Source organism: Colwellia asteriadis, from assembly GCF_039523295.1.
Taxonomy (GTDB): domain Bacteria; phylum Pseudomonadota; class Gammaproteobacteria; order Enterobacterales; family Alteromonadaceae; genus Colwellia; species Colwellia asteriadis.
In genome coordinates this window covers 277,859-292,613 of sequence record NZ_BAAAFA010000004.1, presented here as the reverse complement: position 1 = coordinate 292,613, position 14,755 = coordinate 277,859, and the positions used below count along the sequence as shown (strand labels likewise).

Sequence of the window (14,755 nt, the reverse complement as noted above, 5' to 3'; positions counted from 1 at the left end):
GTAAATATTAAAAGTTAATACTCGTTTTAATGGCTTCATAAACCTTCAAATGATCACTAATATATTCTTTTTCAAGCGCTAAAGGGTAAGGTGTATCTAAACCACAAACTCGCGCAATAGGTGACTCTAAATGCAGAAAGCATTCATTTTGAATAGTTGCCGCTATTTCACTAGCAAAGCCTGCTGTTAAAGGGGCTTCTTGACTCACCAATAAACGACCAGTTTTCATTACAGACTGAGTAACGGTTTCAATATCCCAAGGGATTATGGTGCGTAAATCAATAATTTCACATGAAATACCATCTTCACTTGCCATTTTAGCGGCCTTCTCAATGATCTCCATTTGAGCGCCCCAAGCCAATAGCGTAATATCTTTACCCGTTTGTACAACCTCTGCTTTACCTAAAGGTAATTGGTAATCTTCTTCTGGCACTTCGCCAACCAATGCACGGTATAAACGCTTCGGCTCAAAAAACACCACGGGGTTATCATCTCGAATTGAAGCAAGTAATAAACCTTTGGCTTGATATGGGTTGCGAGGAATAACCACTTTTAGTCCTGGCGTATGAGCAAAATAAGCTTCTGGCGATTGGCTATGATATAAACCACCAGCAATACCACCACCATAAGGAGCACGAATAGTTAACTTACCCACATCAAACTCATTACCAGTTCGGTATCTAAATTTAGCGGCTTCATTCACAATTTGATCAAACGCTGGGAAGATATAGTCCGCAAATTGTATTTCGGCAATAGCAACAGATCCTTGCGCAGCTAAACCATTAGCAAAACCAATAATGCCCTGCTCTACTAACGGACTATTAAAACAACGGGTTTTACCATATTTTTCTTGTAAGCCACTTGTAGCACGAAAAACACCACCGAAATGCCCAACATCTTCACCAAAACATACGGTACGATCGTTATCTGCCATTGCGATATCAAGGGCATTATTAATTGCATGTAATAAATTCATTTGAGCCATGATTAAAATTTTCCTGCCGTAAATGGGTAAGATTCAGGGTACTTATTAACGTGCGCTTTAACAGCTTCAAGTTGTGCTTTTAGTTGCGGTGTTGGCACATCGTAAACATCAGTTATCATGGTATCTATATGAGGCTTATCTACTTTTTCAGCAACTTTCACAGCGGCAAGTATGTCTTCTCTAAGTTGCTCAAATAGTATTGTTTCTTGTGCTTCATCCCACCACTCCTGCTTAAGTAGCCAGTTTTTCATACGTAAAATAGGATCATTAGCTTGCCATTTTGCTTCTTCTTCCTTGGTTCGATAACCTGATGGGTCGTCTGAAGTAGAGTGTGCACCAAGACGGTACGACATTGCCTCAATAAGCACAGGTTTATGCTCACTAACCGCATACTCACGAGCCAATTGCATTGCTTTAAGCACGGCCAGGATATCATTGCCATCAACACGAATAGTTTTAATACCGTAACCAACACCGCGTGACGCTATGCCGTTACCTTTGTACTGTTCATCTGCTGGTGTTGAAATAGCGTAGCCATTATTACGACAGAAAAAAACCACAGGAGCTTCTTGCACTGCTGCCATATTTAAACCAGCATGAAAGTCGCCTTCAGATGCTGCACCCTCACCAAAATAACATAAGGTAATAGCGTTTAACCCTTGGACCTTCTGCCCATAAGCATAACCAGTCGCTTGCGGAATTTGCGTCGCTAATGTTGAAGATACTGTCATACAATTAAGCTCTTTAGAGCCGTAATGGATAGGCATTTGACGCCCTTTACCTAAATCTTTAGCATTGCTAAACAGCTGATTCATAAAGTTTTCAAGACTAAAACCACGAAACATTAATACCCCTTGCTCGCGGTATTGCGTCATGATCATATCTTGTGGCTCTAATCCAGCAGCGCCGCCAACGCTGGCAGCCTCTTCGCCTAACGCCGTCATGTAAAAGCTTAATCGGCCTTGGCGCTGTGACGCAACCATGCGCTCATCGAGTACACGGTGAAATGCTAAGGTTTTATATATTTTTATTGCTAGGGTTTTATCAATGTCAGGTAAATCTGCACCAGGATAGGTATTACCATCTTGGTCTAGCAGCTTTAACTCAGGAATGATGACACTATTACCATCAATAAAGGTGGCTTGATGCACTATTGGTCCGTCATTATAAAGTTCATTATTCATAATGTTCTCTTATCTTTGTTCGCTCAGCGTAGAGATACGCTGCCGCAGGATAATTTATTAGCATCTACTTTTATGCTCACCTTACTATCGAAATGTAGTATTGAGTGAGGTTATTTAGTTGTTGAGTATAGCTAATAAACCGTAATAATCTTCATGAACCTTACCTTTACGTTAACTGACAATCAAGAATCACACCTAATGACTTAGCTCATATTTTCGAACAAGTGAGCAATTTTGTTTACACCTTAATCGACATTGTCATCATCTAGTCATAAAAAGCCAATAAAGTTGTCGTTATTACTCTATGTTCTGTTAATAGGCTTACACCATGCGCGCCTCTCGCTTTTTTAAACTCTCTTCTTTTGCCATGATTATTTTTATTTTAGCTTTTTTATATTCACTCTTTTGGGTCGGTGATTCACTTACTACCAGTAAGCAACGTATAAAGGCTTACCAACAGTTAAAATTTGCTGTCGCAATTGATTTCAACCGAACAATCAGCCAATACCTTGAACACGGCGATGCAACGCTACTCACTAAAGCAGAAACACAACTTGATGCAATTATTAACCAAGCAAAGTCAATAAACCAACAAGCGCTACAGCAACAAATAATTGATTTCTCTTTAGCGCTTAAAACTCTGTTAGTAACCAAGTTTCGCTCATCGGGAAAGCTCAGTGGTAACTTAGACGCGCTACTTATTAATAGCGAAAGCAGTTTAATTAGCCTTAACCATCAACTAGCCACTTTTGCGGTAGCAAGCTCTACTATTACCGAAGCACAACGTTTACATTATTTAATAACGACTGAACAATTAGCCAGCGCTTTAAGTGCTTTGGTTATGGCACGAGCAAAAGCATTACAAGGAAATAATGACAATAGCTTAGCTATAATAGAAGTTCCGCTTACTGAGGTAAAAACGGCTATAAAAGCACTTTCAACATTTCCAGCGTTAGGCATATTAGAAGAGGTTGATGAGGATGAGTTGGTAGACAATGATGACGATGCTGTTGATTTAAGCAATGAAGCCCTCGCTGAATTACAAAGCATTAGTAAACGATACCAACAAGAGCTCAATCGTACTTTCAACTTATATCAACAACAAAGTGACACTTTACGTTTATTAAAAAATAACATTACAGTATTTGAAAAAATTATCTTTGATGCTGAAAAAACAATTAACGCTCAACAAGAGCAAGACCTTAACGACTTAACCGTCATTATTATAGTCTTATTAAGCGCTATGGTTGTCTTCTTACTGATTAATCACTTCTTACAACATCGTATTATACTAAAGCCACTACGCTTACTTCGAAACAGCTTTGTCAATTTAATAGAGAAAGGTCAGTTTAATATTATCGAAAATATTAAACCTAATAATGAGCTTGGTGAAATTGCCGCCAGTTTTAATCAAATGGTGCAACAATTAGCACAAGAGGCTACACAAAAATCACAACAGTTAAGCTTAGTTTCTGGTGCGCTAGAAACCATGAAGAATCAAACGGCCATCATTCAAACTACAGCAAATAATACCAACGATGAAGTAAATACTGTCCATCAAATCATGCTTGCATTAACTGAGGCGAGCGACCAAGTGAACGATTTATCTGAACAAGCTGCCGCCAATGCTCAGTTAACTCAAGAAGCCATGTTAGCCAGTAAAAGCGAAGTTGATGATGCTTTATCAGCAAGCCAATCAACGAATAGCGCCGCACAATCGGGCAAAGCAGCTATTAACCAACTTGCGCTGTCAGTTAACAGTGTCGGCTCAATTATTGAAGTGATTAGCGCAATTGCTGATCAAACTAATTTACTAGCATTAAATGCCGCCATTGAAGCAGCACGTGCTGGTGAACATGGTCGTGGTTTTTCCGTGGTTGCTACTGAAGTGAGGCAATTAGCAGGAAGAACCCAAGACTCACTGCAACAAATTAATGACCAATTAAAACAATTGCAGTCTGACAATCACTCGATTAAACAAACCATGGAGGCTATTGAAATAGCCTCAGCTAAACAGCAACATGTTGCTCTAGCATTAAAAGAAAATGCCCAGCAAGTCAGTGAACAAGCGCAAATATCAGCGAATGTAGCCCGCGAAACTTTAGGACATATCACAGAGCAAAAGTCGCACTTCCACGCCTTTGAGCAAGCAATGTTACGTGTAAATAAAGAGGTTGGACAATCCAAAGAACTCGCTCGTGAAATATCATTACAAGTTCATAACCAAGTTGAAGATATTAACCAAACTCTGAAAATTGCTAGCTAAGCACAGCTTAACGTAATTATAAATATCTTAGCAAATAACCTGAACTAGCATTTAACATTTAATCGAAATTAACCGCTGAAATACAAGTAACTAAAACCTTCTTAGCGACTTGTATTTCAGCGACAGTTTTACTAATAATTTTTAGTTGTATAAATATCTAACCGCTTGCTATTGCTAATCATAAAAGTTAGGTGACATGTTTTTTAATTTAGCTTCTTCTGGGTCATGCTGAATCCATAAACTGGCTGAGGTATTATCTAAAATATGGTCAATTTTGGCAAATGATTGAATTGTTTGTTTTTTATCATTCCATACTGGTATACCATAATTCGCTCTATTTTCTGCAAAATGATAAAGATCACCACTTAAGATAACATCGCCTGTTTTCACTAGTTTAAGGTACAGTGACTGATGTCCAGGTGAATGCCCAGGAGTACTTAAAATAATAGTAGAGCCATCACCAAAAACATCATAGTCACCATTAAGCGGCACATGTTCAGCACTTTTAAGTTCAAAGTAGTGATTAACATCAAAACCATACTTAGCAGCATCTTTTGAAAAAGCTAACTGGTAATCACTGTTTTGCATTAATAATTTACTCTGCGTGAAATAATTAGCATTACCACTGTGATCTAAGTGCAAGTGGGAGGGAGCAAAATAAGTAACATTTTTTGGCTCGACCCCTATTTCTTTTAACTGGGAGAGCATCGTTCTTTTTACAGTTAAATGGAACACGCCTTGATGCGCTTCTACACCATGGCTAGATTTCGCGATGTCATCTTGTAAACCAGCATCCCACACCAATATACCTTTAGTGGGGTGTTTAATAACATAGCAAGGAACAGCCATATTCATCGGTTTTCGCGTAGAGAGCAAAGGGTTAAACAGTGACATATCTCTCGCTTGAATCGTGCCACAGTCAAGTACATAAAGTTTAATTTTTACCGTACTTTTAGCGTTTAAACTTTCTATAGATATAGTCTTAGCACTTACGGTTGCTGACAACAGCATTACGCAAGACACTGTTATTATTTTGCTTATTAATTTTTTCATCTTTGAACTCCTCTTTAAGTTGAACCAAGTATAGGGCAGTTAAAAAATGAAAAAAAGTGATGTATAATCACAATAAAGGTGAACAAATGGAACCTTAAAGAGAAGTCAGATGGATAAATTAACTTACTATAAAAGCTATGTAGCGATAATCGACAAGAAAAGCTTAAAAAATGCGGCTCATTACTTAAATCTAAGCCCATCAGCGGTGAGTAAGCACCTATCAATATTAGAAAAATATTATGGTACAGATTTAGTTATACGTGATGCCAAAAACATCAAGGTAACGGGTGAAGGTAAGGCTTTTTATCATCAATGTAAAAGTGTATTAACGAGCTTAGCCCAAGCTGAGTCGGTATTTTCCAACGATACACGAAATACCGCGAGTATCCTACGCATCACTTTGCCACAAATATTGACCCAAGGTCGCGTTATGTCAATGTTAGCAATGTTTACTAAGCAATATCCACAAATAAAACTCGACATTATAACCTCCAACAATAATTTGGATTTAATTGAGCAAGATATTGACTTTGCTTTTCGAGGGGGCTTTTTAAGTGACTCTCAAGTACGCTCTACTAAACTCTTTAGAGCCTGTACTATTTTATGTGCTCCTGCTAGCTTTACCAAAAACTTAGCCCCAGCTGATCAGCTACGAATGATAACCGACACACTGCTAATCCCCTCTTACGTCAACTTATCAACCTTACGCACTTATTTGCAAAAAATTGGCATTAAAAAACCTCTTGATCAATTCACTACGATTAACGACGCTTTTAGTTATAAGAACGCGGTACTTGCTGGTATGGGAGTGGGAATATTTCTGGATTTCTTTATTAAAGATGAGCTTGAAGAGCAAAGTGTATGGCAAATTACAGAGCCACATCATTTCCAATACCGAACGTTAGATTTCAACATGATATTTCATAAAAATATACAGTTAGCAACCTCTCATGAATTGTTTAAAAGCTTTGTAGTCAATTACTTTAACGATTATATTAATTAGAAATATATCGACTTTCCGCAACTACGACTAATCACTAACTTTAATACTGTAGCTAAATAATCGATTCACATGAGAAATAACATTAAATAATTAAACAGCAGATTTATGGCTAAGACTTTTATTAATATTGCTCAATGAAGGTAGCTCTAAATTAAAGCACGTGCCTTTACCTAAAGTTGACTCTACTTTGAACTCACCATTTAAATTATTTTTAATAATATTATGAACAATACTTAAGCCCAATCCGGTTCCACCTTTACCACGCTTTGTGGTGTAAAAAGGCTCAAAGATATGACTTTTCACTTCATCTGTCATCCCTTGACCGTTATCACTAATGTTAATCGACAAAATATCGTTACAGACCTTTGCTGAAATAATAATTTTGCCCTCATTACTCTCCTCGTTTGCTTCAAAAGCGTGTACTGCCGAGTTTGATATGATGTTGGTAAAGACTTGCGACATTTTAGCAGGGTAAGTTGTAAAACTTGTCATATTGTCATCTAACAATAGTTCAACCGGAGTGTCATTCCATATTTTGTAATCAACGATAAATGATTTAATTAATTCTTCAGATGTGCTCACCACATACTCCTTTAAGTTTTACGCAACTAATGGGTCGCGAGAAAATTCTCGTAGGATATTAAGTTAATTCTACTAACGCTATATTTTAATAAAAATAACGCCTCATTCAGTGGCGAATACCTATTTGACTAGAAAAGCTTAGCTCGAGTGAGAAGAGTTAGCTTACCCCGTCTTTACTGCTTGCTAAAGGTGTTACTCGCTAGTACTTAATGGAATAGTTCCCACTATTTCCCCTTCTTCCATAACAAAGAGCATATTCGCTATAGGAGCATTACCGTAACTATCATCACTCCATGCATCGTGATGTAAATAGACAAACATATTTAATAACTCTTCAGAGGCCTCTTTTGATATCACCATCAAGCCTGTTCTTCTTGCAATTGAAACCAGTAATTTTTCAGCCTTTAACATCTTGTGAGCTTTTAACATCTGCTTTTTAGATAATATCGCTTCACTACTAAAAGATTGACCACTGGCGGTTAGCACTTGGTTATCAAGTGCCTCAGCGGCGATAAAAGTGACGTCCATTGCATCAATATTGCTAAAGGCTGTTGCAACCGCAACATTTAAGTCAATCTTTTTACTCTCTTGGTGCGTTAAAAATATAAAATTGTCAGTGGTCTCGTAACCAAAACCTATGACTACTTCGGGGCTTTCTTTAGTGCCAACCAAGGTTGAATAAACCGCACCATGTTTTACTCCAACCCAGTCACCGGGCTTAATAATGGGATATAGTGTTCTTTCTTTAATGTCTACCGACACTTCTTCTTGTAAATGTTGAGGCAAAGGCTCTGTACTTTGTGTTGCCATAACTACTCCTGAAAATACCGTGATTAATAAAAGTAATACCGTTTTCATCGTGAAATCCTTTTGCAAAAAAGGCACATAGTGCCGAAAAATTTAATTGAACATATAGTTAGAGTATTCTCACATAAACATTAGTAAACTCTATATTATTCCTAGGGTTTAATAACAAAACCTTTTTCTATACCGCTTTTAAAACCTACAGTTTCATAGACAGAATGAGCCCCTTGTAACTGCTCCCCAGACAACAGCATCACTTTACAGCAGTTACTTTTCCAAGCTAAAGAAATTGCAAACTCTAGCGTTTTTTTACTTAACCCTTGGCGGCGAAATTTATTTAACGTAATAACGTGTTCGATAATGCCAAAAGGCCTTGCTTGATTAGCAATACTTTTATTGAGACTCAAAGCGCATGTTGAGGCTAATTGACCGTTAATATCGGCGACCACGATAAATGTTTGGCTGTCATTAATGATATCGGCCCACTTTTCTTTGACAAAGTCAGCCTCTAGCTTTGGATCAAAAGGACGGAGTTCCTTGTATAGGCGAAGAACGCCCTCTAAGTCATGCATGGTTGCAATTCTAATCATATAATCTAAAATCCATTTAACCCCACATAACGCGGTTTTGACCGTTAGTTAACATAAATAATAAACGAGGAAAGCGCTATAATTTAGCAGTACTATGACCAGAATTTCCACCATGGTTTAGTCTCTCTAGTCATGACCTCAGCGTTAACTGAGGACTCAGTTACTAAAGGTTGAGTAGCTGAATCGGTGGTTTCATCTTTATCTTCATCTTCATCTTCATCTTCATATTCAGACAATTCAACAACATGAAAATCGGTATGTATCGCAATAAGAGTGCCATCTGCACTGTAACCACCAACAACGGGATAAAACCCGTCTCCCCAACCAGAGTGAAATAATATTAAATTATTATCACTATTAGTTAACGGCAGCCTAATATTAGCAATACCACGACGGATTAATTTTTCATCATCCATTTGGTCAAACCAACTATCGCGGTTTTCACTTTCAAATAAATCGTCATACCATGTATCTTCGTCAGGCATATCCGACTTAATAGTTTGTGCATCCGCAAAGCAAGCGGTACCAGCATCAACACCGTAACCATAAAACTCACCGTCTTGTAGAGGTTGTTGAGATGGCTCCTCTGTAAGGGTAAGCTCAAGAGGTTGTCGCGTACTTTCAGCCTGGGTTTCATCAAGAATTAAACTCGCGTAAGCTTCACGAAAATGACTACCATCTAAATCAGCACTAACATCAGCAACGGTTACAATAACCTCGTACTCCCCTGGTTTAATTTGAATAAATGCATTACCTGACTTACTCATTGCAGCAAAAGGGTCACAAACCATTAACTGCCCAGAAGGAAGTTTTAACTTGCCACAAGCAACAGTACTTAGCTCAATTTTACCATCTTCATTAGTGATGATTCTATTTTGTAACGCTGACCATTCAGGTCCATTTGGGTATGGCATAAAATACCCTTATACTGCCTGATGCCATAAACCATGGCAAAAATAATTAACTTAACCTGAATTTTTTGCTAAGCACTACACGCCACCATAAATCATTGACACTGGTTGGCTATAACTAAAGGTAAATAACTAGCAATAATTCACATGAAAAAGCCAATGAAGGTTACAACAATAGTATTAGAGATAGCAAAAATATTTTACTTATTACTAACAAAGATTGAGCGGTACTGGGGTTCAGTGTAAACGGGTATTATTTCAGACAGTTGCAATGAAACATAAAAATCAAGTGACAAAAATAAGCGATTATTTCTCCTCAAATAACCGCCTAAGTAGCCCCCAAAAATAACTACTAAGCATTATGCGCCAACTTAAGGCCAACAATACCCACACAAATAAAACCCAGGCTCACTATTTTAAGTATATCTGCTGACTCATTAAACAGCATAATACCTAGTATAGCTGTGCCAACAGCGCCAATACCTACCCATATTGCGTAAGCTGTACCAACAGGTAAGTCTTTCATTGCGATACCTAACAATATAAAACTGGCGACGAGCGATAATACAGTACCAACACTCGGCCAAAACTTGGTAAAACCATCAGAATACTTAAGCCCAATCGCCCAAAAAATCTCAAGCAGCCCCGCTATGAAAAGAATAAACCAACTCATATACACCTCTATTAATATAGGGGTCGTCCCCTGGTAAGTTATCGAGAGGTGAGGTCGTCCACACTTCTAAGAAATATAGTTTTCTAGCTAACGAGTAATAACCACTACCATTGCTCATCAAGTTAAATAACCATTAAGTAACTGTTGGGTTATATTATTAGGTAAGTTATTTAGTGCTGACCCTAAGTCTACGACTTTTTTAACTTTGTTTTAAGTGCTGCTATTTGCGAGGTTGCTGCTGGTGAAGGTAACAATTCAGCATTAATGGTTGCGATGGTATCTAGCCCTTCAGCAACAATAGCATTGGTATTTACATTTAAACTACACTTAGTTGCCTGAACCGCATAGCTAGGTAATTCGGCAATAGTATTTGCTAATTTAAAAGCGGCTTTCATTAACCCTTTACGCGTGAAATAGATATTATTGACTAGGCCCCATTGTTTCGCTTTTCGCCCTGAAAAAATAGCGGAAGTAAAAGCTAATTCACGTAGTTGCCCATTAGATAAGTTACTATGTAGCCGTTGTAAGGTTCCCATATCAGCAGGAATACCTAATTGAGTCTCCATAATACTAAAATAAGAGCGGTATGACGCTAAGCGAATATCACAGGCAGAAATCAAATCAATAGCACCGCCAACACATACCCCATGAATTGCGGCAATAGTAGGTACAGGACATTCAGCGATAGCCGAAAAAGATTGTTGCATATTCAAAATAGCTAAACGTAAGTGTTCAGTTTTATCACCTTGAAAGTTCTCTGCTGACTCCATCACTTGCAATAAAAAATTAATATCTGCCCCTGAAGAAAACTGTTTACCTTTACCGCTTAATACCACCGCATGAATATTATTCTGCGTTGTTATCCAGCGATACACCTCCCCTATTTCAAACCACATAACTTTATTCATCGCATTTGCCTTTTCAGGGCGAGCAAGCTGTAAATGCAAAACACGATTAATGAGCGTTAAGGTTAGAAATTGAAAAGTAGGCATATTGATAGGCTCAGCTTATATACAAAGTAATTACTATCAATTGAAGATGTCACACTCTCGTATATTAATGCAAGAAAAAGCATTTAGGTAAGGTTGATGTCTTATTTTTTTGAAGTCGATGGTATTTATTTAATCATGGTAGCAGTATCACTTTATCAACACATAATACGCGTTCAGTATTGATGAAATGGCTGCTACCGTTCAGATTTTTCATTTTATTTCGCCCTATCTTCTTGAGCCTAATACCTATAAGTTACCTTAAGGTTTTATATTATCAGTCGATTTTGGCGAGTCCGTTTGCTCCACATCCCACTGGCTAATTGATAAGTAGTTCATATTACTTAACAAACTTACTACAGAAGAAATATTATTAATTATAACTTTTAGCATGTTAAAGCTCCCAATTAACTGTTATACCCTATTATAAGCTTGACGTTGCTGTTAAACGGTCAGTAACTGACGTATATAAATGCTGTTTAATTACATTTAAATTACTCATCGCAATTGTATTTGGGTCAATAGAAACGGCGGTATTTAAATCCTCAATAGCACCAGATATATCATTATTTTTATAACGAGATATAGCGCGGTTGCTATAGCTTAAAGACGTTAAATAGAGTGCTTTTTCGCTTTCTAAACTCATCGCTTCAATACTATTAATTGCAGCAGTACAAGCTGACTCAGACTTTTTTAATTTGCCTGCCTGTAAATAAGCAACGCATAAGTTTATTTTATCGTCATTGGTGGTAATACCCTTAGAGCTACTTTTTATTTTATAAATGCTCGCTTTAGAACTTCCTTTTACTAAGTCATTCGTTGCCGTTGCTCCTTCAATAACAGCTACCTTTAACGGGGGAGTACTTGCAAAAGCTACAACTGAATGACTCAATGCTAAAAATAATGTGGTTAAATAAATAGGTTTACAATTCATGTTTATCTCTCTTAAGCAGCACACCTTGTTGATGCAGCTTTACTATAAGAGTTAATAATTGAGTCGACAAACGATCAAAATAAACCCATTGAGTGAATAATTTTCACCCATAGTGACATAGCTAATTTAACTACTGTGCAAATGTTGCTTTAATCCAATTTGAAAACAATGTGAGTTCAAGATTTTTTTCCATATTGTCATGCTGTATTAAATAATAGCGATCGTTTGTATTTAACTCCTCATCAAACAGCTTCACTAATAATTGTTCACTAAACCATGTTTTGGTTATAGGCATAGGCACTAATGCAATCCCTAGCCCTTGTTGCGCTGCGCGGGTTACGCCATACATACTGTCAAACTGAATGATTTGTTTAGGGTCAAAGTCGTGTACATTTACATGATCTGCCCATTTATGCCAAGACCAAGGACGAGAACTATGTAAAATTAGTGGAGTATCTTTTAGCGCTTCGTGCCCTTTTATTTTTAATTTTCGATAGAGCTCTTGGTTACAAGCAGCAACATAACGCATAGGAAAAAGTTCGTGAACGATACTCGCATTAGGCTTACCATTTGCAAGCATTATTGATAAGTCAGCTGTTTGTACTGCTGCATCACCAGCTTTAATGGTTTGTAATTGAAGATTAACTTCTGGGTTTTTATCTGACCATTCGTTTAAACGTGGAATAAACAACTCACTAGCAAAAAACTCAGGTAAACTGATGGTAATAGTTTTATTTTTTTGGCTGCTAGTAAACTCAGAAATAGTTGACTCTAATTGATGGATAATAGGCTGTATTGACTGATAGAAATGCTTTCCTGAGCGAGTTAACTCAATTGAACGGGTACCACGTTCAAAAAGAATAAAGCCTAACTGCTCCTCTAACTGTTTTATTTGATGGCTAACTGCTGAAGGAGTTAAAAATAACTGTGCAGCCGCATGTTTAAAGCTTAAACATTTTGAAGCGACGCAAAAAGAACGTAAACCACGTATTGGTGTTTGAATTGGCATAATTAATCTATATTGATGACGACAATCACATATAGCAAAATACGTTCCAAAACATAAGAGTATGATTTTAAATTATATTTTTTATTTTTACGGTCGTTTAATTTTTAAGATTGCACCAATTAAGATTGTTTGCACCATTTTAGCCTAGCTTATAAAGTCAGGGGTTAATGGCAAAAAAAAAGGGCATAAAAATGCCCTTAAGTCTACAAATGAAACAATTTATCAATTTAATAACTACCTTAAAAAATAATTTTTAGATAATTACCACAAACAATAACTTTCAAATAATCGGGGAGACTAAGAAAGTGAAACTATCTTATGCTTTCCAATCCTCATCAACAAACGAGATAATTTCACTTTACTGGTGAATTTTTCTCACCTGTCTACCAGCCTCTGCTGAAGGTGAAAACCAACCTATAAATTCACGCTAACACCCTCATAAAATAACAATTATTTGTAGATAATAACGTCGAGTGATAAGTTAACTTTAAAGCCACCTTTAAATTAAACGGTAAGCGCGATAATGAGCAATACAAATAAAACACTATCCCTGTATCACAAGCTCCAAAAATATCCGTTCGGTAAAAAAATATTCTCTATAATTGTCAGCCGTATAGCACCTTATTTTGCAACAATTAGCCCGTATATTTCAGAGTTATCCCCTAATCAATGTACGTGTTTAATTAAGAAACGAAAGAAAGTTTTTAATCATATAAAAACCGTGCATGTTATTGCGATTTGTAACGGTTTAGAGATGGCGATGGGCGTAATGGCTGAGTCATCTATTCCAAAGCACCTACGGTGGATACCTAAAGGGATGACCGTAGATTACACCGCCAAAGCAGGCAGTGATATTCGCTGTGTCGCCAAAGTGAATGCCGAAGATTGGCAGCCCGGCGATATGCTGGTTAATATTACCGCTTATGATGAAAATGATGTAGTTGTTGTAAAGGGCACTATCAAACTTTGGATATCAGAAAAGCCAACAAAATAAATTTACTACTAACAAATATGCTTTTAAAATCAAGATAATAGTCAAACAATAGTTAGACAATAATAAAAACACACTTAAGGATAAAACATGAGCAACATTATTTCCCCCCCTGAGCAACCTGAAGCCTCTGAAATAACACGCGAAACCAGCGCACAACAATTCAAATTGGCGTTAATAAAAAATACTAAAACCATTGGTACTATAATGATATTGATTGGCGTTTTAGCTATTTTAGCGCCTAGCTTTATAGGCATTGCGCTTAACGCTTACGTTGGTGCTATGTTTTTATTAGCAGCATTTGCATTAGCTTTTAACGCTTGGCATAACAAAAACAGTAATATCTCGTTATGGTTTAAACCTTTTGTGCTAACCGCGCTAGCGCTTATTATTTTTACGCACCCTGCAATTATACTTGGAGTATTAGGCTTATTAATTGCCATTTATTTATTAATCAGTGGCTTCAGCGCTATTGTGCTTGCCTTTCAGTTACAGTCTTCAGCCAAAATATTTAACATACTCAATGGTATATTGTCTTTCATACTCGGTGTTATTGTTCTAACAAATTGGCCATTTGCCAGCGCTTGGATTGTTGGGCTAATTATTGGCGTAACGTTTTTGTTTGATGGTATTGCCTTGCTAACTATTGCTAATCACATGAGTAAAACACAAGAAAAAATAATCAACTAACCTTAGCGCTTCTAATTGTGGAATTAATATTTATAAAATAACGCCAGCATAAATGCTGGCGTTATTTTTTGGCTGACTTTGCTTTACTCGA

At 37.1% G+C, this 14,755-nt stretch carries 16 protein-coding genes; 4 read left to right on the top strand and 12 right to left on the bottom strand.

What is annotated here, in order from left to right; translation table 11 throughout:
- Window positions 1-7 precede the first annotated feature (7 nt).
- Window positions 8-985 carry an alpha-ketoacid dehydrogenase subunit beta gene (locus tag ABD005_RS07795; protein WP_343816778.1) on the bottom strand — a complete coding sequence of 326 codons (978 nt, stop codon included), beginning with the start codon at window positions 983-985 and terminating at the stop codon, window positions 8-10.
- A 2-nt stretch (window positions 986-987) separates the two neighbouring features.
- Window positions 988-2,169, bottom strand: a complete 1,182-nt coding sequence (locus ABD005_RS07790; RefSeq protein ID WP_215980439.1) for a thiamine pyrophosphate-dependent dehydrogenase E1 component subunit alpha — start codon at window positions 2,167-2,169, stop codon at window positions 988-990.
- 328 nt (window positions 2,170-2,497) lie between these two features.
- Here ABD005_RS07790 and ABD005_RS07785 point away from each other — a divergent pair, with 328 nt between their 5' ends.
- Window positions 2,498-4,435, top strand: a complete 1,938-nt coding sequence (locus ABD005_RS07785) for a methyl-accepting chemotaxis protein (protein WP_343816777.1) — start codon at window positions 2,498-2,500, stop codon at window positions 4,433-4,435.
- Window positions 4,436-4,609: 174 nt separating this feature from the next.
- Here ABD005_RS07785 and ABD005_RS07780 read toward each other — a convergent pair whose 3' ends face one another.
- Window positions 4,610-5,488 carry an N-acyl homoserine lactonase family protein gene (locus ABD005_RS07780; protein ID WP_343816776.1) on the bottom strand — a complete coding sequence of 293 codons (879 nt, stop codon included), beginning with the start codon at window positions 5,486-5,488 and terminating at the stop codon, window positions 4,610-4,612.
- A 109-nt stretch (window positions 5,489-5,597) separates the two neighbouring features.
- Between ABD005_RS07780 and ABD005_RS07775 the strand changes: the two genes are divergently transcribed.
- On the top strand, window positions 5,598-6,491 hold the full coding sequence (locus ABD005_RS07775) for a LysR family transcriptional regulator (protein ID WP_215980442.1): 894 nt from the start codon (window positions 5,598-5,600) through the stop codon (window positions 6,489-6,491).
- Between the two features lie 90 nt (window positions 6,492-6,581).
- Here the strand turns inward: ABD005_RS07775 and ABD005_RS07770 are convergent, their stop codons facing one another.
- From ABD005_RS07770 to ABD005_RS07730, 9 genes are all read right to left on the bottom strand, one after another.
- Window positions 6,582-7,073, bottom strand: a complete 492-nt coding sequence (locus tag ABD005_RS07770; RefSeq protein WP_343816775.1) for a sensor histidine kinase — start codon at window positions 7,071-7,073, stop codon at window positions 6,582-6,584.
- A 192-nt stretch (window positions 7,074-7,265) separates the two neighbouring features.
- Window positions 7,266-7,931 carry a hypothetical protein gene (locus ABD005_RS07765; protein ID WP_252738913.1) on the bottom strand — a complete coding sequence of 222 codons (666 nt, stop codon included), beginning with the start codon at window positions 7,929-7,931 and terminating at the stop codon, window positions 7,266-7,268.
- A gap of 101 nt (window positions 7,932-8,032) precedes the next feature.
- A complete protein-coding gene (locus ABD005_RS07760) occupies window positions 8,033-8,467 on the bottom strand; it encodes a GNAT family N-acetyltransferase (RefSeq protein ID WP_343816774.1) in 435 nt (144 codons plus the stop codon).
- A 92-nt stretch (window positions 8,468-8,559) separates the two neighbouring features.
- Window positions 8,560-9,381 (bottom strand): DUF4241 domain-containing protein, encoded by an 822-nt coding sequence (locus tag ABD005_RS07755; RefSeq protein ID WP_343816773.1) that lies wholly within the window; start codon window positions 9,379-9,381, stop codon window positions 8,560-8,562.
- A 349-nt stretch (window positions 9,382-9,730) separates the two neighbouring features.
- Entirely contained in the window at window positions 9,731-10,051 is a 321-nt protein-coding gene (sugE, locus tag ABD005_RS07750; RefSeq protein ID WP_343816772.1) for a quaternary ammonium compound efflux SMR transporter SugE, read from the bottom strand.
- Between the two features lie 188 nt (window positions 10,052-10,239).
- Entirely contained in the window at window positions 10,240-11,043 is an 804-nt protein-coding gene (locus tag ABD005_RS07745) for an enoyl-CoA hydratase-related protein (RefSeq protein ID WP_343816771.1), read from the bottom strand.
- Window positions 11,044-11,301: 258 nt separating this feature from the next.
- A complete protein-coding gene (locus ABD005_RS07740; RefSeq protein ID WP_343816770.1) occupies window positions 11,302-11,433 on the bottom strand; it encodes a hypothetical protein in 132 nt (43 codons plus the stop codon).
- 31 nt (window positions 11,434-11,464) lie between these two features.
- Window positions 11,465-11,974: a tetratricopeptide repeat protein gene (locus ABD005_RS07735; RefSeq protein WP_215980448.1), complete on the bottom strand. Its 510-nt coding sequence runs from the start codon at window positions 11,972-11,974 to the stop codon at window positions 11,465-11,467.
- A 130-nt stretch (window positions 11,975-12,104) separates the two neighbouring features.
- Complete coding sequence (locus ABD005_RS07730) at window positions 12,105-12,977, bottom strand: LysR substrate-binding domain-containing protein (protein WP_343816799.1); 873 nt, start codon at window positions 12,975-12,977, stop codon at window positions 12,105-12,107.
- 529 nt (window positions 12,978-13,506) lie between these two features.
- Here ABD005_RS07730 and ABD005_RS07725 point away from each other — a divergent pair.
- Window positions 13,507-13,977 (top strand): hotdog fold domain-containing protein, encoded by a 471-nt coding sequence (locus tag ABD005_RS07725; protein ID WP_343816769.1) that lies wholly within the window; start codon window positions 13,507-13,509, stop codon window positions 13,975-13,977.
- A gap of 87 nt (window positions 13,978-14,064) precedes the next feature.
- Window positions 14,065-14,664, top strand: a complete 600-nt coding sequence (locus tag ABD005_RS07720; RefSeq protein ID WP_343816768.1) for an HdeD family acid-resistance protein — start codon at window positions 14,065-14,067, stop codon at window positions 14,662-14,664.
- The last annotated feature ends 91 nt before the right edge of the window (window positions 14,665-14,755 follow it).